The organism is Pseudomonas sp. E315 (assembly GCF_055406205.1).
In genome coordinates, this window is the sequence record NZ_JBUZPJ010000021.1 from 1 (window position 1) to 23,052 (window position 23,052).

Sequence of the window (23,052 nt, forward strand, 5' to 3'; positions counted from 1 at the left end):
TGGCTGTCTGAAAAACGCGATGTCTTCACGCAAAATTTCCTTGATCCGATCAGGAGAAAATTCTACTTCCAGCGAGTACTTTTTTCAGGGGGGATTACCCATGTTCTTGGTGTCCTAAGCCACTACCGAAATATTATTTCCACGCATTTTAACTGCCCGGTTTTGTCATATACCGGTCCTATTCACCCTGCGGTTCAGGGGGCTTACGTTGCTGCGGTTGAAGAGGTCGTACGTCAGGTACAGCCAACGCACGCCGCAGGAAGGATATGCATTGTGCTTGCGACACCAGGTGGTGTCGTGGAAGCAGTTGAGAAAATGGTTGAAGTAACACGACACCATTTCTCAGAAGTGTTTTTTGTCGTACCCACCGCAGCTATGTCAGCCGGCACCATTTTCTGCATGTCTGGCGACAAAATTTTCATGGACTACACCTCATCTCTAGGACCTATTGACCCTCAGGTTCCTCTATCAGACGGTCATCTCGTTCCTGCCCTCGGCTACATTGATAAGGTCAACGAATTGATCGACAAATCAGCGCAGGGCAAGCTCACTGACGCTGAATTTATGATGCTGCAGCGCCTTGATTTGGCAACGCTACGTAGATATGAGCAAGCCAGAGACCTATCGGTGAGCCTACTCAAGCAATGGCTCGTCAAATACAAATTCAAGGAGTGGGCACAACATTCCTCAACAAACCCTGGCCAGGCGGTAACCGATGAGGAAAAGGAGCAGCGCGCAGAGCAGATCGCTAAAGACCTGAGTGACAACAATCGCTGGCATTCTCACGGTCGCATGATTGGAATCAACACGCTGACCAGCGGTCTCAAATTGAAGATTGAGGACTATACGCAAGAAGCTGAGCTCAGGCAGAATCTGCGCGTCTATTCTGAGCTGCTCGCTGAACATGCTGAACGTCAGCAGTCATCGTTCATGCTTCACTACAATTAACCCAACGAGGAACGATAATGACTCTCGATAAGCGCACTGCGCAGGCTCTCTCAAAAGAAGCTGATCGCCGTTCCGGGCAAGACGTACAGCGATTGAATGAAATCAATGACAGATTCGAAAGACTGGTCAAAGCGGGTGCGGTTCAGCCTGAGCGATACAACATTGCTCCCATCAATCCAAGCTCGATGCTGAACGCCTACACGGTAGCCTGATTGGACAGGCAACGCTAAGAGCCCCGTCAAACGGGGCTTTTTTTGGGCTGAAAAGTCATACCGGTGGATAGTGCTGATTGTGCACATCACTGAAATATGATGTGCCACATCCCACCACTCGTCTGATTCTCAAGTCGAAGCCTGCGGAGTTTTCAGACACCTCTGCAGCTAGCTGAATTACGGAAGAAACGCGCCAGCAACTGGCACCATGTATCCCTAACAAAAACAAAAACAAAAACTAAAATTTCAATAAAATACAAGAATTTATAGATTCAGTTCAAATGCTGTGTACCAAATACTAAAAATGGCTTACCGCAAGGTAAGCCATTTTTTTATGCCTGAAGAAAAGCCCCCTCCCCGGCCCGTCTCCCCTGGCGGCCTTTTAAGAATCGTCTGATTAAAGCCTCACCCCCTGCTCGGTAACCTGAACTGGCTAAACCTGCTCCTGACCGACTCCACCAAGAATGGGTTGGACTCGAGCTTCATCCAGTTATCAGGACTCCACTATGAAACGCACCGCTCTGCTTATCGCGATGACGGCTTTGCCGGCAATCTCTTTTGCCGCCAGCCAAAACACCATCACTTTCAAGGGTCAGGTTTCTGATCAGACGTGCCAGGTTTCGGTGAACGGTAACTCCGGCAGCCCAATCGTGGTGCTGCCTACCGTCGCCTCCAGCGACCTGGCCACTGCGGGTCAATTTGCCGGTGAAACGCCGTTCACTATCGCGGTAACCGGTTGCACTGCACCGACCACTGGCGACTTGAACATCAAAACCACGTTCCTTGGCGCCGACGTTAACACTGGCGGCAACTTGGGCAACACCGGTACTGCGCAAAACGTTGCTATCCAACTGCTGGATGCCACTGGCGGTAACCCGATCGCATTGAGCGGCATGACGTCTGTTGACGGTCTGATTCTGAAGAAAGACGAAACCGCGACCAGCCACGATTTTGCGGCGCGCTACATCAGCACTGGCGCTGCAACGGCCGGTACCGTGTCTGCATCGGCTCAATACGCGCTCGATTACCTGTAAGCGCACTCTCAGACCTGCTGCCTTCGCCCCTCGCGAAGCGGCGGGTCCGCCTCTCGCTCGTTGTTATCAATACCCAGCCTTTCGGAAGGAGTTGGCCATGACCTGCCTGAAACGCTTAGCCCTGTGCGTGAGTGTGTTGATAGGTGCAACCATTGCTCAAAGTGCGCTGGCCAGTGTGGTCATGAGCGGTACTCGGGTGATCTACCCCGCCGCTGTGCGCGAGAAAGCCCTGCAACTCACCAGTCACGATGCTTACCCCAACCTGGTACAAATCTGGGTGGATAAAGGCAATCCTGCGTCCACACCGCAAACCGCTGACGCGCCCTTTATCGCCAGCCCGCAAATTTTTCGGATGAACCCAAAAGCCGGTCAAATCGTGCGTTTGGTGTACACCGGCAAAGACCTGCCGCAAGACCGTGAGTCGGTGTTCTTCATCAACTTCATGCAGATGCCCGCCCTTAAAGCCAGCGACATGGAAGCCAACAAACTGATGCTCACCGTGAGCAGCCGGATGAAGGTGTTCTATCGCCCGCAAAGCATCGCCGGCAACCCACAAGACATTGCTAAAAACATGACCTTCACGCTGCAAGGCAGTGGTTCGAACATGAGCGTGAGCGCCGAAAACAACAGCGGCTATCACGCAGTGGTGCGCGAGGCCAACCTGTTGGTGGGTGGCAAGTCGGTCAACGTAGTGAAGGCGGTAATGGTCGCGCCGTTTTCAAAAGCCCAATGGCCTGTGGCCGGGAGCGCTGCCAGCCACGGCGCAGATCAGTTGCGCCTGACGCTGGTGAACGATTACGGCGCAGACGTCACCACTGATTTGCCACTCCAGTAATCGGCCAATAATGGACATGACTGTCGCCCACTTTCTCCCCTGCCGGCCCCAAAACCGTGCCCCCCATAGCCGCTGGCTCTGGGCGATGCTGCTGGTGTCTTCATCGGTACTGTTCGATGGATTAACAGCGGACAGCGTGCAGGCTCAAACACCGGTCAATGCAGCGGCTGATGAATATCAGTTTGACGACAACATGATGTTCGGCGGCGGTTCACTGTCACGTTTTAATAAAATCAACGCCATCGACCCCGGCAGCTACACCGTCGATTTGTACCTCAACGATCGTTTTGTAGAGCGCGTGCCTGTGCAGTTCGTGGACACCGCCCAGGGCGATGTTCAGCCCTGTCTGCCGCGTGAGTTACTGATAGGCGCCGGGGTGTTGAACACTGCCATCAGCGACACACCCACCAGCGACTGCCAGTTGCTGAGCGACAGCGTTAAAGAGGCCAGCAGCCATTTTGACTTCGCTCAATTGCGCCTCGATATCAGCATGCCGCAAAGCCTGATGCTGCGCGTGCCCCGGGGGTTTGTATCCACACAAAGTCTGGACGCGGGCACCACCATCGGTTTTATCAACTACAGCGCCAACCAGTACCACGTGAGTCGCAACACTGGGGGCGCCAAAGACACCGACTCCAGCTATGTGTCGCTCAATAGCGGCTTGAACTTCGGCATGTGGCGCCTGCGCCAGCAAGCCTCTGTGCGTTATGACTCAGAACACGGCACCGACTGGAATGCCACGCGCACTTATGTGCAACGCGCGTTGCCAAGCCTGCGCAGTGAACTGACCGCAGGCGAAGGTTACACCTCGGGCCGGTTCTTCTCCGGGTTGGGTTTTCGCGGGGTGCAAATTGCCTCCGACGATCGCATGCTGCCCGAATCAGTACGCGGCTATGCGCCCACCGTGCGCGGCATCGCCAAGACCAACGCCAAGGTCACTGTGCGCCAAAACGGCAATGATATTTATGAAGCCACAGTGGCACCGGGGCCGTTTGAAATCAGCGATCTCTACGCCACCAACTACAACGGTGACCTTGATGTCACGGTGCAGGAAGCCGACGGCACCATCAGCCGCTTCAGCGTACCCTTCTCCGCCGTGCCTGAATCCTTGCGCCCCGGTACTTCGCGTTACAGTGCTGCGGTGGGTAAAACCAGCGATGTGGGTGACAACGACGTATTCGGCGAAGTCACCTATCAACGCGGCATGACCAACGACATCACGGCTAACACAGGTTTGCGTGTGGCCGAGGGTTATCAGGCTCTGGTGTTTGGTGGGGTGTACTCCAACTGGCTAGGAGCTTTTGGCCTGGACACCACCTATTCGCGTGCAGACATGCCGCAAGAAGGTCTGGTCGATGGCTGGATGGCACGCCTGTCCTACAGCCGCACGTTCGCGCCCACCAACACCAGCTTATCGATTGCGGGGTATCGCTACTCCACAGCTGGTTATCGGGATTTGGGCGATGTGTTGGGCGTGCGCGAGTCCCTGCGCAGCGGCGATACCTGGGAGTCCGCCAGTTACCTACAACGCTCGCGCTTTGAGATCTCGGTCAACCAGAGCCTCGAATCCTTTGGCTCGATTTATGTGTCGGGCTCCACTCAGGACTATCGCAACGGCCGCGAACGCGACACCCAACTGCAACTGGGCTACGCCAATACCCTGAGCAACTCCGTGAGCTTCAACGTATCGGTTTCTCGACAATCCACCGGCAGCTATCAACAAGGCCGCAATGGCAGCTATGACGGCCAAAGTAATAGCAACAACGTCAGCGGCGGCAGCTGGAACGCCTCCTCGCCGGGTTCCACGGAGACCGTCACCTTGCTCTCGGTGTCGTTCCCATTGGGTAGCCCGTCGAAGAACAACACGCCGACGCTGAGCAGTTCTATCAGCCACAGCGCCACTTATGGCGATGTGTATCAAACCTCGCTGTCCGGCACCGCAGGCGAAGACCAGACGCTGAGCTACGGTGTGGACGTGTCCCACGATGCCGAGCAAAAACAGAATACCTGGAGTGGCAACGTACAAAAACGCCTGCCTAAAACCAGCCTCGCACTGAGCGCGTCCAAAGGCGAAGACTACTGGCAAGCCTCGGGCAGCGCCCGTGGGGCGGTGGCTATTCACAGCGGCGGGGTGACCTTCGGCCCGTATTTGGGCGACACCTTTGCACTCGTTGAAGCCAAAGGCGCCAGCGGCGCAAAAGTCATGAACGGCCAAGGCGCCGCAATTGATGACGCGGGTTATGCGCTAGTGCCTTCGTTAACACCGTATCGCTACAACACCGTGGCTATTACCCCAGAAGGCATGAACCAAAAAACCGAACTCGACGATGGCCAGCGCCGCATTGCGCCGTATGCCGGTGCGGCAGTGAAAATCGAGTTCAAAACCCGCAGCGGTAACGCGCTGCTGGTCAAGGCGGTACTGGCAAACAATGAGGCCGTGCCTATGGGCTCTGACGTGCTGGATGAAAACGGCCACGTCATCGGCATGGTCGGTCAAGGCAGCCAAGCGTACCTGCGCAGCGAACAACCCAAAGGCACATTGACCCTGCGCTGGGGTGATCGCCCCGAAGACCAATGCGCTTTGCGCTATGACGTCACTGACCGAGACCTGGACCAGCCCCTGCTGCGCGTCACCAGCGAGTGCCATCCGCTCTAATCCTTCGGCTGTTGGCTAAGCCGGTGTCCGCTAATTTTTCACCTGAAAATCGAGGCCTTTTATGTTCACCTTACGCCCACGATTGAATCAGTTGCTGCTACTGCTGCTCACCCTCAGCGTGTTGCCTGCGGCCCACGCCAAATGCAAGCGGGTCTACAACGGCTACAACGTACTGGATGCTTATTCGTCGCAAATTACCTTTGGCCGAGTCAACCTCACCAGCACTTACCTGCAACCTGTGGGTGCAACCTTGGGTAGCACCATTGTGGACAGTGCAACGGCCCCGGGCTTGAACAGCGAAACCGTGCTCTGGGAGTGCGACCTCGCGGACAAAGACGAACTCTACGAGCTGTTTGCAACCAACGGCGATGACCGCGTGGGCGGTTATTGGGAAATTGGCAATGGTGCGGGCACCACAATCAATGATGGTTTACCCGGCTACTACGCCACTTACTTCCCCTATGTAGGCCTCAAACTGACCCACCTCAATTCAGGCAAGGTGTTCACGCGTTACTGGCAGCAAAGCAAAATCACCCAATACGACGTCGTGGGCACCAAACTGCAAATCAAGCCCAAGCACCTGAGCATGGTGCAGGCCGATTTGGTACGGGTTTCTAGCCTGCCGCCCAAATCAGGCAGCGGCAGCAACTATTGCGGTAGCCAGGCCGCCGCCAGTGGTAGCGGAACCTACAGCTATACCTGCACCCAGCCCAATGGGTATATCCAGTTTCAAGGCCCGGGCTACACGTCCGACAAGGTAGGGGCTGACTCCAACACCAGTTATTACTTCTGGGGGCATTACAACGGCATTGGTTTCGGCATGCGCAGCGCTGCTTCCATCAGCTATACCCCCACCTGCGTAGCACGTAACGTCACGCCATTAGTCACATTCGGGTCAATCACCGCCCAAGAGCTGAACGACAACATGACCCGCGAAAGTGATTTCAGCATTGAGATTGAATGCAGCGATCAAACGGTGTCCGGGGTGAGCAGCAACCAAACTGCCCTGGGGGTGCAAGTGTCTGCCGCCGCCTACGCCAAAGCCTCCGAGCTGGGCCTGCTGACGGGGTCTCAAGGGGTGACGCATTTGGTGTCCAACGGCTACGGCACTGACCCGTCCATTGCCACCGGGGTGGGGATTGCGCTGAGCAATAACGGTAAGTCGATGAACTTTGTCGGGCAGGACATTTCCGGCAGCGGTAATGCGGGTGGCTGGTATCCGGTCAAAGAAGGCGCCTCGCCCAATGGCAGCTCCGCGTCGGGCTACACCAACTACACGCAGACCCTCACCGCCATTCTTAAAGTCTTGCCTGGGCGCAAAGCCATTCCGGGCAAGGTTAATGCCACCGCCTACGTCCTTGTAAAGGTGCAGTAATTATGAAAACGAATATTTCGTTAACCCTGTCGCGACTGCTGGCTATCAGCCTAACCGTTGTCTTTACGATTGAGGCTAACGCTGGCGTCATGGCTTCACGGACTCGGGTTATTTATGAGCAAGGGCAAAACCAGCGCTCGCTAATGCTGGCTAATATCAACCCGTATCCGGTGGTGGTGCAAACTTGGGTCAATGATGGCGAAGACCAACAAGCGCCTGAAAAAAGCACCTCGCCGATGCTGGCCCTGCCCTCCGTGTTCCGCATGCAGCCGGGAGCGGTGCAGGGCCTGCGCATTGTGTACAACGGCGATGCTCTGCCCGGGGACCGAGAGTCGGTGTTTTGGCTCAATCTGTACGAAATTGCACCCAAGTCTGGCTCAACCCCAACCCCTGAAACCTCAGTGGCGTTGGCCATGAACACGCAGATGAAAATCTTTTATCGCCCTAAGGATCTGCCATCAAGCCCTGAAGACATGCACACAGCGCTGTCCTTTCGGCTGGAGCAAAAAAACGGGTTATGGTCGCTGATCGTGCGCAACCCTTCGCCTTACCATGCGTCGCTGGCGTCTTTGCGACTGATTGATAACGACAAAGAGATGCCCGTCCAGCAAACCCTGGACATGATGGCGCCACCGTTGGGCGAAAAACGCTATCGCTTCGCACCCGGCAGTCAGATTAAACCTGACGGGCTGAAAGTGAGTTTTACCTGGGTCGATGATGGCGGTCACTTCCAGACCTCCACCGCCCCGCTGCTCGCTCATTAAACACGCCGCGCTTTAGATCAGGTTCATGCTGATGCAGAAAGTCAGTAAAGCGTGGTCGTTTTCCACGTCCAACTTGCGCATGGCTGTGATTTTTTGCGTGCTCACGGTCTTCACACTGCGGTTCAAGGAGTGGGCAATGTCACGCACATTCATCCCCGATGCAAAGCGCCGCAGAACCTCGAACTCTTTGACAGACAAGCTGGCGATTCGCGCCTGCACTGCATCTGAACGCTCAACCACGCTGGCCGCGCCCTGCCCGGCCTTGCTGTGCCACTTTTCACCGTTGGACAGCGCATTCAGCGCCAGCGGAATTTCGTTCAGGTCACCGTTTTTCAGAATGATCCCGCCCACACCCAAGTCATAGAGCCGCGACAAAATCAGATTGTTCGTGAGCATGGTCAGCACCAGGATTTTCACCTCTGGAAAATACCGGATCAGGTACTCGATCAGCTTGACCCCGTCCCCATAGATCTCATCACCCGGCATGCTGTAGTCGGTGACGACGATAGCCGGCCGCAAGCGTTGCAGTTGCTCGATGAGTTCTGAGGAAGTCTGAGCCTGGCCCACGATTTCATAACGTTCATCACGCTCGATCAGCTCACTGACGCCCATCAATACAATCGGATGGTCATCGGCTAATACGATTTTTATTTTTGGCACAGGTACATCCCTGTCAAAAAAGCATTATCAAAAAGGTCGTTCAAGCGGTGAAGTGAGAAAAATATCAGACCGCCGCAACCGCAGACTTGATACGTGCCAACAGTGCCTGGAGTTCATGCTGCAAAGAAGCATCCAGTACATGGCCTTCCAGGCGTTGCTCAAGGTCGCCGCAATGTTGAGCCAGATCATGCGCCTGAACCACCGCCAATGCGCCACGAATACAGTGCAACCGTGCTTTAAGAGCGTCGCTGTCGCGGCTGACCAATGCCTGATTGGCTGTTTCAATATCGGCGCCCATCGTGCTGATAAACAAGTCACGCATTCTGGCAGAAACCACGATCGACTCTTGAGCGCCAGCGGGCATCACGACTGAGGGTACTGCTGTTGGCGCGTCGGCGAGCGGCGCGTCGCTCAGGGCTACGTCACAAGCCTTCACCAATTGGGTCCATAAGGTTTGCAGGGTCATGGGTTTGACCATGCGCGCGTTCATGCCCACGGCAATACAACGCTCAGCTTCTTCACGCATGGCATTGGCCGTCACACCAATGATCGGGATGTGCATGTCTTGCTGACGGATGGCGCTGGCCAGTTCGTAGCCATTCATGATCGGCATGTTCACGTCCGTCAGCACGGCGTCAAACGCATCTGGCGACCATAAACTCAGGGCTTCTTGACCGTGAGAAGCCAACACCACGCGGCACCCCAGCTCCTCCAGTTGCTCTTTGAGAATGGTCTGGTTAATCGGGTTGTCTTCGGCAACCAACACCCGCAATGCCAGTTTTTCGCGAGGCGCCGGAGTATGGCCGATGGCATGCGAAACACGCCCCTGTTGCGCCAGCATCACGGCGCGACCAATCCCGCGAATCATGTGCAAGCCAACCTGCCAACCATCGGCGGTGTACTCCGGCTGACCGGCTCCAGGCATCCCAATAACCCGTGCGCCGCTCCACTGCAGTGGCGCACTGCGCCCTGGCAACAAGTCGACCAGCACCGCGCCAGCCGACGCATTGATAACGCCTTGCGGCGCCACCAACGCATGCGCGCCCCAACGATTGAGCCACGCGCAGGTGGTTTCAGCCAACTCATTGACCGGGGCCCGCACATACACAGGTGTTGCTCGCAATTGCAGGTCGCTGATGCCAGACAACAAGCCATCAAGGATCGGCATGCTCAATATCAGGCTAAAACTGCTGCCCAGCCCCGGCTCACTGACCACCCGCAATTGCCCATCCATCAACTGGCTCAGGCGCTTGCAAATCGACAACCCTAAACCGGTGCCGCCCGAGGAATGGCCGTTGGCTACTTGATAAAAAGGCTCAAATAATCGCTGCTGCTGAGCCTGAGAAATCCCAAGGCCGGTGTCGGTGACTTGCCACTGTAAGGTCACGCGACCCTTGTCTTGTTGCAGCACTTTAAGGCGCAGCACCACACGCCCAAAGTCGGTGAATTTGATCGCATTGTTCAGCAAATTATTGAGGATCTGTCGGATTCGCGACTGATCGCCATCCAGTTGGTCTGGCACCTCAGCATCAATGCAGGCGTAGATTTGCAGCCCTTTGCTGTGTGCCGCTGCCGCGTAGGCATCCACCACCTCCTCGACCATATCCAGCGGGCAAAAACGCCCAGACTCCAGCGCCATTTGCCCGGACTCGATCTTGGACACGTCCAAAATATCGCTGATCAATTGCAACAAGGTCGAAGACGAACGAGCAATGGTGTTCAGGTAAACCCGCTGGCGGCTATCCAGTGTGGTCAGCTCCAATAACTCCAGAGTGCCGAGTACGCCATACAGCGGGGTGCGAATTTCGTGGCTCATGGTCGCTAAAAAAGTTGTTTTTGCCTGGCTCGCCTCTTCGGCCTGATGCTTGGCACGCGTCAATGCCGCAGCATCATCTCGGTGCCCCGTCACATCACTGAAGGCACACACAATAACGTCCTGCTCTTGATAGCGTGTGCTGCTGAAACTCACGTGCAGGTAACGCCCACCGACTTCAACGCAGGCCTCGCCCATGTCGGCGGGCTGTTCACGGATCAAGCGTGAGATGTACTGCGAATTGCCCAGCCAAGCTTGCGCCCGCTTGTTGGACAACAGCATTTGGTTGTCGGACTGGCGCACAACGCATAACCCGGTGGGCGCTGTGTCGATCACTGCGCGGCTGAAAACCTCACTCTCAATCACTCGCCGATGCGCCCGCTCGGCCGGGAGCACCACACGCAGTCGATACCAGCGGTTGATCAGCCAGCCGAGGTAAACACACAGCAGAGCCACGCCAAAAATACTCAATAACTGCCATCTGGCGTAATGAAGAAAGCTGTCGTAGGTAATGCGATACAACGCTGACCAACGCTCGCCCTGCTCACTGGAGACCTTGATTTCAAGCCCGCGCGAGGTCAAACGCATGCCATCAGAACCCAAGTTGCTGTTGCCCAAGTGCCCCAACAACACGACGCCCGAGGGCGCAACCAAGGTAATGTCATCAAATACCGGAGCGTCGAGGCCGGGCTGGGTATCGGTAAAACGGCGAACATTAATCAACGCCGCCAACAGAACTTCATGGTTATCGCCTTCAATATCGAGAAACTTGGCTGGAAGGTCGACTTTGATCAAAGCAAAAACTCTAGGGTTGCCCGCGCTGACGCTTTTCGTACTGGTCCAGTACACCTGCCCTTCCTGCCAGGACGCCTTATGCTCTTTTGACAGGGTTAACAGTTCCTCACTGGTCTGCAAATAAGACTCCAGACTCAAGATCGCCACGTGCCCGCGCCGGGCACCGATGGCAGGAACCGCCAAGGTAAATTCATGGTTGGGCGGCAACAGAAACAGTTGTGGCGAGGGGTACACCGAGCCCGACCAAAAACCACTGTAAAAGTTGGCCAAGTGCATGCCCAAAGAAAAAGCCGACTGGCCGACGCCGGGGCCAGTGAATTGATCGCTTTGCGCCACATTAAACGGGGTAGAAAACGAAAACTCCTTGCCCTCGAAGATCTTCATCCCGGTGCCGTGAAACACCAGAGTGCTTTGCAAAGGGGTCAGGTTCTTTTCCTTCACATCCTGGGTGTCTTTGACGGCACTGTTCACGCTGGTCAAAAAAAGACGGTTCTCATTGAGGCTTTCGACCAGCCGCGCGAAGTGGCTCTGAACCTTAAGCGATTCAACTTCCAGCAAGCGCTGCAACGCCCAAGCGCAAGTGCCCACCAACACCACGGCCACCCCGACCAAAATTAAGACGCCACGGTTCAATCGCATGGAACTCGAAGCGAGCTTGCCCAGTGAGGTGCTGTCGATGGTCATGGTGCTTCCTGTATTTCACGAGGTAGGCCAACGGCCCGGCTCGTAGCTTAGTCGAGCCTGCGCACTGGGTTGCTTAATAGCTGGCCTCTTTATCGGTGACTGCACGGCCTAGCAAATACCCGCGTCACATCAGTGAATACGCGGCGGAGCATCTTCATGTAAGAGATGCCCAAAGTGGCTAAATGATACTGCACGCGAGATTAGAAAACCCTGCACCCGGTCACAGTTGAGTTTGCGCAGCAAGGCCAGTTCCTCCTGGCTCTCAACCCCTTCTGCCACCACCTCCAGCCCAAGCTGGCGCCCAAGCGTCACGATACTGGCCAGCGCCGAGGCCAGATTGGGGTTTTCAACACACCCATGCACCAGCGCCCGATCTATCTTGAGTTCGGTGAAGGGCGTGGACACTAGATTGAAATACGAACTAAAACCCTGCCCAAAGTCATCCTGAGCCAAACCGAAGCCTTTCATGCGCAAACGGCAAGCGCCAGCGTAGTACTTGCTGATGTCTTGAGTGGTGGAGCATTCCATCAATTCAAAACCCAGTTTGGCGGGGGTGCCACCTTGTGCGCGAACGTAATCGTGCAGGGTGTCAGCCAAATCATCGTCATCCAGTAAGTGTGTTGGCAGGTTGATCGACACAGGAATGTCGTAGCCCTGACTGACCCACATCGCTTGTGCGGCGATGGTTTGTTTGATGAATAACATCAGCAGTTCTTTTTCCAGCCCCAGCTTCACCAGCGAGGGCAAAAAGTCGGCGGGCATCAAGAGCCCATGCTCAGGATGTACCCAGCGCGCCAACGCTTCGGCCGCCACAATATGCCCGTCATGCAACGATTTTTTGGGTTGAAACCAAGCCTGTAGCTCTCCCTTGAGCATGGCCTCACGAAGGGTTTCACGCTTGAGTCGCAAGGGCTCTCGCACCGAAGGCTTGTCACTTTTCATGAGCGTATCGAGATTACTCATCAAGCTACTGACTCCTGCGGGCACCACCGGTTTGGACAGTTGCCCAACCACTGTCAGCCCCATGCTTTGGGCCATGACACCGGCACTGACAATCATTCGTCGCGAGGCCGCGCTCATGATCGCCAACGCGGGTTTGGACGGTAACGTTGATAAGCGCTGAATCAGTTGGATACCGTCCATTTCGGGCATCAATAGATCGGTGAGCACTAAATCGAAGGCCTGTTTTTTCAAAAGTTCGTAGGCCTCATGACCATCGCGGGCGGCCTCGACACGGATATTGCCCTGATCACGGAACAAGTTAAGCAGGTATTCATGCTGGAACGGATGATCCTCAACAATCAGAACGCTATAGGACATGAGTCTTCCTCTCTGTTTGCTCAAGGCAGGTTAATAAAGCATTGAGCCCGAAGGGTTTAACCAGGCACTCGTCCATGCCGACCGCCAGGCAACGGGCACGTTCTTCATGCTGTGCGTTGGCAGTTGCACCCACGATGGGAACACGACAACCCAAAATGCGCAGTTGGGCAGCCAATTCATAGCCGTTCATGCGCGGCATGTTGACGTCAGTCAGCACCCGGTCAAACACCTGCTGACGCCAAAGCGCCAGCGCTTCCAGGCCATCCGACGCCAACTCCACCGTGCAACCCAACGCTTCGAGTTGGTCCTTGAGAATTAGCTGACTGATGGCGTTGTCTTCGGCCACTAACACATGCAGCCCCAATGGCGTGTACAGCTGGGTGCCGGGGTCGACTGGCCGGGCGTAAGGGCTTAGGCCCTGCGCCTGACTGACGGCACGCCGCAGATCCTGCAAATAGCTCAAGTTGACATGCCATTGCAGCGCCTCAAGTTCAGGCGGCGCAAAGCAGACATTTCCACAAGCCACCACCACTGGCCCGGGCCAATCCATTTCTAAACTGCGCTCGCATTCACCGGGGTGTAGCTCCACCAGCACCGCATGGCTGTCGCAGATATCCATGCCCGCCCGCAGCACCTGCGCCTTGGCTCCCCAACGGCGCAGCCAGCCACAGATGTTCTCAGTCATCTCAGGCATGGACGACACGACAAACACCGTCTCGGGCAACAACTCAACCACATCATCAAGGGTTGGGCTGCGACCCTGCTCAAGTGGCAGGCTTAAAGTAAAGCTGCTGCCCAAGCCCGGCTCACTGACCACGCGCATGCTGCCACTCATCAAGTACATCAACCGTTGGCAAATCGACAGGCCCAACCCTGTGCCCTTGATCACACCCGCTCGACTGCCGGTTTGGTAAAAAGGATCAAACAAAAAGGGCTGATCCTCCTGCGCAATACCCTGCCCCGTGTCGGTGACCTGCCACAGCACGGTAATGCGCTCATCGCTGCGTGACTCCACATTGACCCGCACCACCACTTGCCCACTCTCGGTGAACTTCACCGCATTGCTCAGCAGGTTGTTGAGAATCTGACGAATGCGTGTGCCATCGCCAATCAAGCGCTCCGGCAACTGCGGATCAATGTGGGCATAAAGTTGCAGGCCTTTGCTTTGCGCGGCCGCCGAATAGCCGTTGACCACCTCTTGAATCAAGTCCAGTGGCGCAAATTCGCTCACCTCCAAAACCAATTGCCCCGCTTCGATCTTGGACACGTCCAACACATCGCAAATCAATTGCAACAAGGTCGAGGAGGAATTTTGGGTGGCCTGCAAATATTCTTTTTGCCGCGGGCTCAACTGGGTGCGGCCCAATAATTCAAGCGTACCGAGCGCGCCATACAAAGGCGTGCGAATTTCATGGCTCATGGTCGCCAGAAACAGTGTTTTGGCTTCGTTGGCTTTGTCGGCCACTCGCTTGGCTTGCTCCAGCGCCATTTCAACCTGTTTGTGGGCGCTGATATCGCTGAACGCGCAGAGCAACACGTCTTCACCTTTGTAACGTGTGGCCACAAAGCGGATATGCAGATGACGGCCTGCAACTGAAAACTCATCGCAACGATGCTGCTCACCCCCCTCGTAAGCCTGTGCAATCCAGTCATGGCACAAGTGGTCACGCTCGCGCCCTTGACCCAGCCATTGCTGAGCCAGCGCGTTTTCCAGAACCACGGAGCCATTGGCGCGACGCAGCACGCACAACGCCATTGGAGCGGTCTGGATCACTGCCCGGCTGAAGGTTTCGCTTTCGATCAATGCTTGCTTGCGGTAAATGGCGGGCGTGATCAATTGACGCTCAATACGCCGTACCAACAGCCCCAAACCGATCGTACTGACCAGAGCCAAAAACAGCGTGATCAACAGTGGCTCGCGCAGGGCGATCAACAAGCGCCCGAACTCCATCGAGTAGATGACTTGCAAGTCCGCATAACCCAGCTGATTGCGCATGATCAAGTAGTCAGGCAAGAACCCGTCGCCAGTGAAGCCAAAATGCCGATCGTTTGATAAACCCTGCATGGCCCGCCTCAGGCCGGGGTTCAAGGCACTGGAAAAAATCTCTTCGCCTTGGGCATTGAGCACCACAAAGTCGCCTGCATGCTTGCGATCCATAGCCGCCGAGATATCGCGCCCTTCTATTTCCAGGCCCAACCAACCCGAAACGGGGTCGCGCTTATCGAGCAATGTGAACAAGTACAACGACGTGCTATCGGCAATGACCAAATTCGGCGTGGCGTTAAACCAGTACTCCCCCTTGACCGGCATGGGTGAACGCTCCAGCACCTTGAGTTGGCTCACGATGTCTTGGTCTATCGGCAATCGATGCCGCGCCGATTGTGTGAGGCGCTCGACGTGCCCCGTAGGCCCGGCTTTGACGTACAGCACATTGATTTGATGCTCATGCAAATAATTGAGCGCGCGATCCGTGAGCCACAACGTCCAGGCAGATGCGCCTTGGCCCAGAGCCAACGGTGTTTCGCCTGACAGAGCGGCAGGCGGCGAAACGCCATTGCGGCCAGAGGGTACGGCCGACAAACTCAGGTTTTTGAGGAGGATTTCATGGCCGGTAAAAAAGCGCTGAGCTTCAAGAATCGCCGCACTCATGTAGCCCCGACGCTGGGAGATCTCCCGTTCGAAGCTTGAGCTTAAATAGACATAGAATCCGCCGAACAACGACAGCAGCAGTGCGACGAAAAAAGAGCGCAGTAAAGTACGCGCTGCGATGGAGGTCGAGAACGAGGCATCAAGAGGACGGAAAAACTGTTTGAGCTTCATGCTGCCAGCCTAAGGAGCTGGCAGCGCTCAAAACATCAGATAATCCTTAAAAAAACGGTTCAGCCTTGTGCCCGTTTACGCCGGGCGAATTGCGCTCAAATCCATACGCCCATCTTTCAAAGGCGGGCACCAGTAGTAACCGCCATTGAGCGGGCGACTGAAGCGATAGAGCGCATCAGGAATGCCGTCTTCCAGGCCGCTCATGCGACGCAATTGGACTTCAAACGCATTCAAAGTACGACCGAAAGCCACAAACATCAGGCCAGATTTGCCGTTTTCAGTCCACGGCATGGAGCGGCGCACGATAAAGGCTTCAGGCGAAAAGCTCTCTTGCGCGGTGCGTTTGACGTGAGCCGAGATCGGCGCGTCGTCAAGTTCTTCGTTATCACTTTTACGGCGGCCCATGATGTTGTCTTGCTCGACAGACGGCAGCGCTGCAAAGCCGTTCAAATCATGCTCCCACTGCTGAATAGCGACAAAGCTGCCACCATCGAGCCCCGGGCCTGCATTGGAGACGATGGCTGCGTCGACCGCAGCCTCATCGACCGGGTTTTCGGTGCCGTCTTCATAACCGGTCAGGTCGCGGTCGGTGCCATAGCGAAAGCCTTCGGTTACTTGCAACAGGTGAAACGCCGGAGCCAGCGCCGTTTCGATGGCCTGGCTGCGGTGCAACAGCTCGCCGCGATCATCGCCCAACAACCACAGCCACAACGCGTGCTGGGTGGATGGGTTTTCGACCATCGAATTCAAGGCCGGGAACACACGCAAGCCTTGAACTTTGGCCCCCAATGCCAATACCAGCGGCGAACCCAGGCCCGCCACGACGCTGTTGCCATCCACCCACTGCGACAGAGCGTCGAGTGCAGCCGGCAATGCTTCTACTGACTTGAGGGCGAAAAACATATAGCGCGCCTGCGATGGCACGGGTTTGGCTAGGATGCCAGGCTGGTAGAGACTCATAGAAACTCCTATTGGAAAGCGCAGAGTTTACCCCTCACCAGCCCCTTTTCGGCCATGTGGGGTTATTTTTGTTCGTTCTCCCTGCGCCTGATCCAACCTTAAGTCGACAACTGATTGGCGAATTGCCCTACGGCATCCACCACTTTTTGCGCACCATCCTGAATTTCGACAATCACGGTGCCTGCCTCAGCCGCCAAAGACAGGCCCTCTTCAGCCTGGGACTTGCCTTCGGCCATCAAGGCCACTGCATCACGGGCCATGTCTTGGTTTTGACGAACCACGGTGATGATTTCTTCGGTGGCTTTGCTGGTGCGCGAGGCCAGTTGCCGAACCTCATCGGCAACCACGGCAAACCCTCGGCCTTGCTCGCCAGCGCGGGCAGCTTCAATGGCCGCGTTAAGCGCCAGCAGGTTGGTCTGCTCGGCAATCCCACTGATGGTTTTGACGATGCTGCCAATCACTTGCGACTGGTCATTGAGCGCTTCAATGCCCTCGCCCGCCTGCTGCATGTGCTTGGCCAGATCACGCATCACATCCACGGCCTGAGTCACGACTTTAGTGCCACGCTGGGCGCTGTTGTCGGTTTGCAGTGAGGTGCTGTAAGCAATGCTGGCCGCTTCGCAAACTGCCTGCTCTTGCTGGACTTGATCCGTAATGACAGTGGCGAACTTCACCACTTTATAGAGTTTGTTATTAGCGTCATGAACCGGGTTGTAAGACGCTTCAAGCCACACATCGCGGCCGTGACTGTCGACACGTTTAAACCGATCAGCCACAAATTCTCCTGCATTCAAACGCTTCCAGAACGCTTGGTACTCCGGGCTGTGTTGTTCTTCTTGGGTGCAAAACATGCGGTGATTCTTGCCCTGAATCTGCGCCAGGGTGTAACCCATACCCTTAAGAAAGCGATCGTTGGCTGTCAGCACTTCACCGTTGAGATTGAACTCAATCACCGCGGTTGAGCGCAGCAATGCACTCATCAGGTTTTCGTGGTCGCGTGACGCTTCAATGGTGCGCGTCAGATCACTGGAGAAAATCGAAAAGCGCTGAATACGCCCGCTGGAGTCACGCACCGGCTGCATAATCGAGCGCAGCCAAGCTTCCTGCCCGTTACCCCGAAGCAGTCTCACTGTGCCGCTGAAGTGCTCGCCCCGCGTCATCGCCACCTTGAAGCGCTGATGATGCTCATCCTTTTTCAGGTAATCAGGAACCAGCTCATCAATAGACCGCCCCAGTAACTGACTGCTCTGGTAGTGCATCTCTTGAGTGAAGTTGTGATTGACCGACTCGATGCACCCATTCGGGTCAAGGGTCAGGCAGAGCATTTCGCTCTCAAGGCTCTCTTTGATTTGTTGAATGGACGACAATTCTTCGCGAAGAGCCGACAGCTCCTGTTTCAAGCGTTTGTTAAACATGTGGCACCGAGAGGGTAGGAAGCGCGTGAAAGAGGCATCGGCTAAGTGCGCAGTTTCTAAAGCCCGCCAGACGGTCGGTGGTGAAAAATAATTTAGCCCCCCTACACATGACCCCCGTCATGGCGCCCTGCCGTGCAACACGCGAATAATCAGACTGAATTTTTTGCGCCGTGCGCACTCCCAAATACATCACAGGGAGTCATTTTTACGCTATGAATTCAGCCAAACTTTTCGTTATTGATTACACACTGCATGGCAGCCCCAAGTCGTTCATCATTCGCCTGCCTGCGCTGGACAACGCCAATGCGTGGCATTGGGCAAGTTGCGATGCCGGCGTAGGGCGGATCGGACGTTTTGGGCGAGAAGCGGTCAAAAAAACCACCCGCCCAGAAGCTGAAAAGCTGGGTATCGAAAACGTGACTTGGCGACGAGCGTGAGCTGAACCGGCCATGTTCTGCACTTATCTTGCGCACAACCCATCGGAAAACTCAGCCGATTGATTTACTGTGACTCGCTAGTCATACCCCCAGGCGCTTACGCTGAAGGTTACTGACGCCGACGTCATCATAATCATAAGAAACTGAGGTACTTTCCATGGCCGCTGAGATTGAATCCAGCCGTTATGCCCGCTTTGCCCTGCGCTGCTCGAATTGGGCCGAACGCTGGTTCCCCGATTCGTGGGTTTTCGCCGCCGTTGCCGTGATCACGGTGGCGCTGGCCACGATGTTGATGGGGGCCAAACCCACCGATGCCGCGATGGCCTTTGGTGACGGGTTCTGGAGCCTAATTCCATTCACCATGCAAATGGCCTTTGTGGTGATTGGCGGCTATGTGGTCGCCAGCTCGCCCCCGGCGGTGAAACTGATCGACAAACTGGCACAGGTTCCAAAGAACGGCCGCCAAGCGGTGTGTTGGGTGGCGCTGATTTCGATGGTCGCGTCTTTGCTCAACTGGGGGCTGTCGCTGGTGTTTGGTGGGTTGCTGGTAAGAGCGCTGGCGCGGCGCACTCATCTGCGCATGGACTATCGCGCAGCCGGTGCAGCCGCCTATTTGGGGCTGGGCGCAGTGTGGGCCTTGGGCTTGTCGTCGTCAGCCGCGCAATTGCAGGCCAACCCGGCCAGTTTGCCGCCGTCAATTCTGGCCATTACCGGGGTTATCCCGTTCACGGAAACCATCTTTTTGTGGCAATCCGGCGTATTACTGGCGGCATTGGTGGTGGTGTCGTTGATCGTCGCTTATGCGACCGCACCGGGGCCTGATTCTGCCCGTGACGCAGCCGCCTGCGGCATTGACCCAAGCTTCAGCATGCCCAAGCTGCCCCCGCGCACACGGCCCGGCGAATGGTTGGAATACAGCCCCTTGCTGACCATTTTGCTGGTGTTGCTGGCGGCAGGCTGGTTGTTTCATGAGTTTTCGACCAAGCCTGCAATCAGCGCTATTTCGGGGCTCAACACCTACAACTTTTTGTTCCTGATGCTCGGTGCGTTGCTGCATTGGCGCCCGCGCAGCTTTCTTAATGCCGTGGCCAGCGCCGTACCGACTACGACGGGGGTGATGATTCAGTTCCCGTTATACGGCTCGATTGCCGCCTTGATGACGGTGGTCAAAGGCACCGACGGGCAAACGCTGGCCCATCACATCTCGACGTTTTTTGTGCAGATCGCCTCCCACGACACCTATGCGCTGTTGATGGGCGTGTATTCGGCAATTTTGGGGTTTTTCATTCCATCGGGTGGCGGCAAGTGGATCATTGAAGCGCCTTACGTGATGCAAGTGGCCAATGATCTGGGGTATCACTTGGGTTGGGCAGTGCAGATTTATAACGCCGCCGAAGCACTGCCAAATCTGATTAACCCGTTTTACATGCTGCCGCTGTTGGGCGTGCTGGGGTTAAAGGCCCGGGACTTGATTGGCTTTTCGTTCGTACAGTTACTGGTGCACACGCCCCTGGTGCTGTTTTTGCTATGGGCGTTGGGTACCACGCTGACTTATGTGGCACCGATAATGCCGTAAACCTATAGGGGGCGAGCTGGCTCGCGAAGGCGTCACTCGGTGCATCAGATGTGCCGAGTGGCAGCATCGCGAGCCAGCTCGCTCCTACGTTAAGGTCGGCGTTAAACCGACTTAACCGGGCGTAAGCGGTATTGCGGCGGCAGTTGATCAAGACCGCTGATGGTGGTGTTCAGGCTTTTCCAGCGACCATCTTTAATGCCGTAAATGCAGCCATGCACTGACAAGCTCTGCCCGCGATGCCAAGCATTTTGCACAATGTTGGTGTGGCCCACGTTAGCCACTTGCTGGATCACGTTCAGCTCGCACAAGCGATCCACGCGCTCTTCTTCTGTTGGCAATTGCGCCAGCACTTCTCGGTTCTCGTAATACAGGTCACGTATCGAACGCAGCCAGCCGTCGATCAGGCCCAGTTGCTGGTCTTGCATTGAAGCCCGCACACCGCCACAGCCATAGTGACCTGTAACCAGAATATGTTTGACCTTCAACACATCGACGGCGTACTGGATCACTGACAGGCAGTTAAGGTCGGTGTGCAGCACAACATTGGCCACGTTGCGGTGTACGAACAAGTCGCCGGGCAGCATACCCACGATCTCGTTGGCGGGCACACGCGCATCCGAACAACCAATCCATAGGTATTCCGGCGCCTGCTGGCGAGCCAGTTTGGCGAAGAATTCGGGATCTTCCTGTTTGATCGCATCGGCCCAACGCTCGTTGTTATCAATCAGATCTTGTAGTTCGTTCATGCTGTGAAGCCTCAAGAGTTGATGCGCAACTTTGACTGCCGTCCATCGGTCGGGGTCACGTGGGCCAAGCCAAATCCAGTAGTCAGCCGGGTGGAATCTTCAAGCGTAGCTACAGTCCACCGTATTAAGCCCCCACTGCATGAGGAATTACCATGACCGATTCACGTCGCCCGTATGGGGCACAAGAACCTGCCGAGATTGACGATACCGAAGACCGCATGGGTTCGGTTGAGCCGCTGGACTTCGACGATGACGAAACCCACGAGCCCATCAGCGACTTGTTTACCGACGAGGAGCGCGCTAGACACATGGCCGGCCAGCCGGCTCGCAATGCAAGTTTGAGTGGTGCTGCCATGCCCGGCGATGAGTCTGGCGAAGATGATCTTGACCCTGAAATGTTGATTCCGGAAGACGGCGCACGCGATGCCAAAGAGGCCGCTGAAGGCCGTGGTGGCCCCGCAGATTGGGATTTGAGTGTGGTCGATGGACAAGAGATAGGCGGCGGTAACGGCCTGGATGAAGCGGAACTGGCAGACATTGACCCGGTGGGGCGCAAGTCAAAATAATGCGCCGCCTGTAGGAGCGAGCTTGCTCGCGAAACACCTGAATGCAGCGCAAGGTTTGGACGTTATCGCTAGCAGCTAGCGCGAGCAAGCTCGCGCCTACAGGAGTCTGCGCTCAATCAACCAGCGTACAGGCCATAACGACGGCATCTTCACGCCCACCCACTGCCGGGTAGTAATCACGGCGGCGGCCAATCTCATTGAAGCCGTAGCGCTCATACAACTTGAACGCAGCCGTGTTGCTGTCGCGCAGTTCAAGAAAGCACTCGCGGGCATCGTGCTGGTAAGCAATGGACATCAGGTGCTCAAGCAATTTGAGGCCCAGACCACGGCCTTGGCTTTCTGGCTTGACGGTGATGTTAAGCAAGTGCGCTTCATCAAGGATGATTTGCACCACGCCGTGGCCCACTTGCTGCTCACCTTCGAACATCAGCCAGATATGGTATTTGCCCAGCCCGTCCAGAAAAATGCCCCGCGTCCACGGGTGGCTGAAAGCGGCGTATTCAATTTTCAAGACGGCATCAAGATCCGCCTCGGTCATTGGGCGGAAGGTTACAGCGTCACTCATCAGTCGGTTTCCAGCGCGCCATCAGCTGGCGCATGGCTTGCCACACAGACGCTTTGCGTTGTGGCTCATCCATTAAGAGTTCCAGACCCGGCAGCGCCCATGCGCAGCCCAGCCCGTCGATTTCAAGCACACGGTTATAGGCTTCGGCATCCGCCTCACCCGCAAACCGCACAGCCGGCAAGCCCACCAACCACACACAAGCGCAGTCCACTTCTTCGAGGCGGGCCATCACAAAACCTTGTACGAACTCACGTGCAGCTTCGGGGCCTTGATCGACATTGCCACGACGCAGCAGCGGCCAGCGCACAGGTTCGCCGATAATTTGCGGGCTATCGGGCAGCCCCGCCGCGCGCAACATATCTTTTAACAACAAATAAGCCGGGTCGCGGCTCTGGAAGGCACCGCCTGTGGGTAACTCCACCAGTACCAGACAACGCCCGGCACGCAACAGCTGCAAGGCAAAACGCGGCGGTGGCAACTGCACAACCTTGGCTGGCGCGGGGAGAGACTCTGCCTCTACAGCTGGCTTGCTGGTGGCGCGTGGCGTGATCGAAGGCCGAGGCACTTCGATCTTCACCCGCTCTGCAGGCTTGCTTGCAGGTACAGTCGCTTTTACCGCAGGCCGTGTGATTTCAGGCAGTGCGGGCGGTTCTGGGAGCACCAGCAGTTCTGGCCGCGAAGGCGCGGCAAACGGCAAATCAGTGCGCGGTAACCAACTGACCACCTGCATGGCGGTCAAATAAGCGCGGCGGCGGGACTCGTTCAACAAGGGTCGGCCATCTGTGGATAACTAAAGATGCGCGATTCTACCGCCCTTCTGACCATCCCGCCCGCAGTTGATGGCTAAACGGTTGATTGCGCGAACTTAAC

At 56.1% G+C, this 23,052-nt stretch carries 19 protein-coding genes; 10 read left to right on the forward strand and 9 right to left on the reverse strand.

The genetic code is table 11. From position 1 onward, the window contains the following. The 7 genes from ACZRJQ_RS21080 to ACZRJQ_RS21110 all read left to right on the forward strand — a co-directional run. Positions 1-948: SDH family Clp fold serine proteinase (locus ACZRJQ_RS21080; RefSeq protein WP_463980233.1), on the forward strand; the 948-nt coding region annotated here is incomplete at its 5' end. Between the two features lie 17 nt (positions 949-965). Then, positions 966-1,160, forward strand: a complete 195-nt coding sequence (locus ACZRJQ_RS21085; RefSeq protein ID WP_102624495.1) for a hypothetical protein — start codon at positions 966-968, stop codon at positions 1,158-1,160. A gap of 506 nt (positions 1,161-1,666) precedes the next feature. After that, on the forward strand, positions 1,667-2,194 hold the full coding sequence (locus ACZRJQ_RS21090; protein ID WP_463980234.1) for a fimbrial protein: 528 nt from the start codon (positions 1,667-1,669) through the stop codon (positions 2,192-2,194). 97 nt (positions 2,195-2,291) lie between these two features. Further along, entirely contained in the window at positions 2,292-3,029 is a 738-nt protein-coding gene (locus ACZRJQ_RS21095; protein WP_463980235.1) for a fimbrial biogenesis chaperone, read from the forward strand. A gap of 85 nt (positions 3,030-3,114) precedes the next feature. Beyond that, positions 3,115-5,685 carry a fimbria/pilus outer membrane usher protein gene (locus ACZRJQ_RS21100; RefSeq protein WP_463980236.1) on the forward strand — a complete coding sequence of 857 codons (2,571 nt, stop codon included), beginning with the start codon at positions 3,115-3,117 and terminating at the stop codon, positions 5,683-5,685. 61 nt (positions 5,686-5,746) lie between these two features. Beyond that, positions 5,747-7,060: a fimbrial protein gene (locus ACZRJQ_RS21105; protein WP_463980237.1), complete on the forward strand. Its 1,314-nt coding sequence runs from the start codon at positions 5,747-5,749 to the stop codon at positions 7,058-7,060. A 2-nt stretch (positions 7,061-7,062) separates the two neighbouring features. Next, positions 7,063-7,824: a fimbrial biogenesis chaperone gene (locus ACZRJQ_RS21110; protein ID WP_463980238.1), complete on the forward strand. Its 762-nt coding sequence runs from the start codon at positions 7,063-7,065 to the stop codon at positions 7,822-7,824. Positions 7,825-7,836: 12 nt separating this feature from the next. Here the strand turns inward: ACZRJQ_RS21110 and ACZRJQ_RS21115 are convergent, their stop codons facing one another. From ACZRJQ_RS21115 to ACZRJQ_RS21140, 6 genes are all read right to left on the reverse strand, one after another. After that, complete coding sequence (locus ACZRJQ_RS21115; RefSeq protein WP_463980239.1) at positions 7,837-8,484, reverse strand: response regulator; 648 nt, start codon at positions 8,482-8,484, stop codon at positions 7,837-7,839. Positions 8,485-8,548: 64 nt separating this feature from the next. After that, entirely contained in the window at positions 8,549-11,776 is a 3,228-nt protein-coding gene (locus tag ACZRJQ_RS21120; RefSeq protein WP_463980240.1) for a hybrid sensor histidine kinase/response regulator, read from the reverse strand. 129 nt (positions 11,777-11,905) lie between these two features. After that, on the reverse strand, positions 11,906-13,096 hold the full coding sequence (gene pvrR / locus ACZRJQ_RS21125) for a response regulator cyclic di-GMP phosphodiesterase PvrR (RefSeq protein WP_463980241.1): 1,191 nt from the start codon (positions 13,094-13,096) through the stop codon (positions 11,906-11,908). Further along, positions 13,086-15,917 carry an ATP-binding protein gene (locus tag ACZRJQ_RS21130; RefSeq protein ID WP_463980242.1) on the reverse strand — a complete coding sequence of 944 codons (2,832 nt, stop codon included), beginning with the start codon at positions 15,915-15,917 and terminating at the stop codon, positions 13,086-13,088. The genes pvrR and ACZRJQ_RS21130 overlap by 11 nt, the downstream gene beginning before the upstream one ends. 75 nt (positions 15,918-15,992) lie before the next feature. Beyond that, positions 15,993-16,877 (reverse strand): Dyp-type peroxidase, encoded by an 885-nt coding sequence (locus tag ACZRJQ_RS21135; protein WP_463980243.1) that lies wholly within the window; start codon positions 16,875-16,877, stop codon positions 15,993-15,995. 98 nt (positions 16,878-16,975) lie between these two features. Further along, positions 16,976-18,292 (reverse strand): methyl-accepting chemotaxis protein, encoded by a 1,317-nt coding sequence (locus tag ACZRJQ_RS21140; protein ID WP_463980244.1) that lies wholly within the window; start codon positions 18,290-18,292, stop codon positions 16,976-16,978. 212 nt (positions 18,293-18,504) lie between these two features. Here ACZRJQ_RS21140 and ACZRJQ_RS21145 point away from each other — a divergent pair, with 212 nt between their 5' ends. Next, positions 18,505-18,729, forward strand: a complete 225-nt coding sequence (locus ACZRJQ_RS21145) for a DUF6555 family protein (RefSeq protein WP_463980245.1) — start codon at positions 18,505-18,507, stop codon at positions 18,727-18,729. A gap of 157 nt (positions 18,730-18,886) precedes the next feature. Further along, positions 18,887-20,305: a short-chain fatty acid transporter gene (locus tag ACZRJQ_RS21150; RefSeq protein ID WP_463980246.1), complete on the forward strand. Its 1,419-nt coding sequence runs from the start codon at positions 18,887-18,889 to the stop codon at positions 20,303-20,305. 101 nt (positions 20,306-20,406) lie between these two features. On the opposite strand, the gene can is transcribed toward ACZRJQ_RS21150, so the two are convergent. After that, complete coding sequence (can, locus tag ACZRJQ_RS21155) at positions 20,407-21,051, reverse strand: carbonate dehydratase (RefSeq protein WP_463980247.1); 645 nt, start codon at positions 21,049-21,051, stop codon at positions 20,407-20,409. Positions 21,052-21,203: 152 nt separating this feature from the next. On the opposite strand from can, the gene ACZRJQ_RS21160 reads away from it, so the two are divergent. Next, positions 21,204-21,617, forward strand: coding sequence for a serine kinase/phosphatase (locus ACZRJQ_RS21160; protein WP_463980248.1), 414 nt, complete (start codon positions 21,204-21,206; stop codon positions 21,615-21,617). Between the two features lie 112 nt (positions 21,618-21,729). On the opposite strand, the gene rimI is transcribed toward ACZRJQ_RS21160, so the two are convergent. Next, positions 21,730-22,182, reverse strand: coding sequence for a ribosomal protein S18-alanine N-acetyltransferase (rimI, locus tag ACZRJQ_RS21165; protein ID WP_047281800.1), 453 nt, complete (start codon positions 22,180-22,182; stop codon positions 21,730-21,732). Next, positions 22,175-22,951 (reverse strand): SPOR domain-containing protein, encoded by a 777-nt coding sequence (locus tag ACZRJQ_RS21170; RefSeq protein ID WP_463980249.1) that lies wholly within the window; start codon positions 22,949-22,951, stop codon positions 22,175-22,177. The genes rimI and ACZRJQ_RS21170 overlap by 8 nt, the downstream gene beginning before the upstream one ends. Between the last annotated feature and the right edge of the window lie 101 nt (positions 22,952-23,052).

What these genes read in the sequence shown, in the direction of transcription:
- ACZRJQ_RS21085 (WP_102624495.1), top strand. Translation starts at nt 966, where the DNA reads ATGACTCTCGATAAGCGCACTGCGCAGGCTCTCTCAAAAGAAGCTGAT.
- ACZRJQ_RS21090 (WP_463980234.1), top strand. Translation starts at nt 1,667, where the DNA reads ATGAAACGCACCGCTCTGCTTATCGCGATGACGGCTTTGCCGGCAATC.
- ACZRJQ_RS21095 (WP_463980235.1), top strand. Translation starts at nt 2,292, where the DNA reads ATGACCTGCCTGAAACGCTTAGCCCTGTGCGTGAGTGTGTTGATAGGT.
- ACZRJQ_RS21100 (WP_463980236.1), top strand. Translation starts at nt 3,115, where the DNA reads ATGCTGCTGGTGTCTTCATCGGTACTGTTCGATGGATTAACAGCGGAC.
- ACZRJQ_RS21105 (WP_463980237.1), top strand. Translation starts at nt 5,747, where the DNA reads ATGTTCACCTTACGCCCACGATTGAATCAGTTGCTGCTACTGCTGCTC.
- ACZRJQ_RS21110 (WP_463980238.1), top strand. Translation starts at nt 7,063, where the DNA reads ATGAAAACGAATATTTCGTTAACCCTGTCGCGACTGCTGGCTATCAGC.
- ACZRJQ_RS21120 (WP_463980240.1), bottom strand. Translation starts at nt 11,776, where the DNA reads ATGACCATCGACAGCACCTCACTGGGCAAGCTCGCTTCGAGTTCCATG.
- pvrR (WP_463980241.1), bottom strand. Translation starts at nt 13,096, where the DNA reads ATGTCCTATAGCGTTCTGATTGTTGAGGATCATCCGTTCCAGCATGAA.
- ACZRJQ_RS21130 (WP_463980242.1), bottom strand. Translation starts at nt 15,917, where the DNA reads ATGAAGCTCAAACAGTTTTTCCGTCCTCTTGATGCCTCGTTCTCGACC.
- ACZRJQ_RS21135 (WP_463980243.1), bottom strand. Translation starts at nt 16,877, where the DNA reads ATGAGTCTCTACCAGCCTGGCATCCTAGCCAAACCCGTGCCATCGCAG.
- ACZRJQ_RS21140 (WP_463980244.1), bottom strand. Translation starts at nt 18,292, where the DNA reads ATGTTTAACAAACGCTTGAAACAGGAGCTGTCGGCTCTTCGCGAAGAA.
- ACZRJQ_RS21145 (WP_463980245.1), top strand. Translation starts at nt 18,505, where the DNA reads ATGAATTCAGCCAAACTTTTCGTTATTGATTACACACTGCATGGCAGC.
- ACZRJQ_RS21150 (WP_463980246.1), top strand. Translation starts at nt 18,887, where the DNA reads ATGGCCGCTGAGATTGAATCCAGCCGTTATGCCCGCTTTGCCCTGCGC.
- can (WP_463980247.1), bottom strand. Translation starts at nt 21,051, where the DNA reads ATGAACGAACTACAAGATCTGATTGATAACAACGAGCGTTGGGCCGAT.
- ACZRJQ_RS21160 (WP_463980248.1), top strand. Translation starts at nt 21,204, where the DNA reads ATGACCGATTCACGTCGCCCGTATGGGGCACAAGAACCTGCCGAGATT.
- rimI (WP_047281800.1), bottom strand. Translation starts at nt 22,182, where the DNA reads ATGAGTGACGCTGTAACCTTCCGCCCAATGACCGAGGCGGATCTTGAT.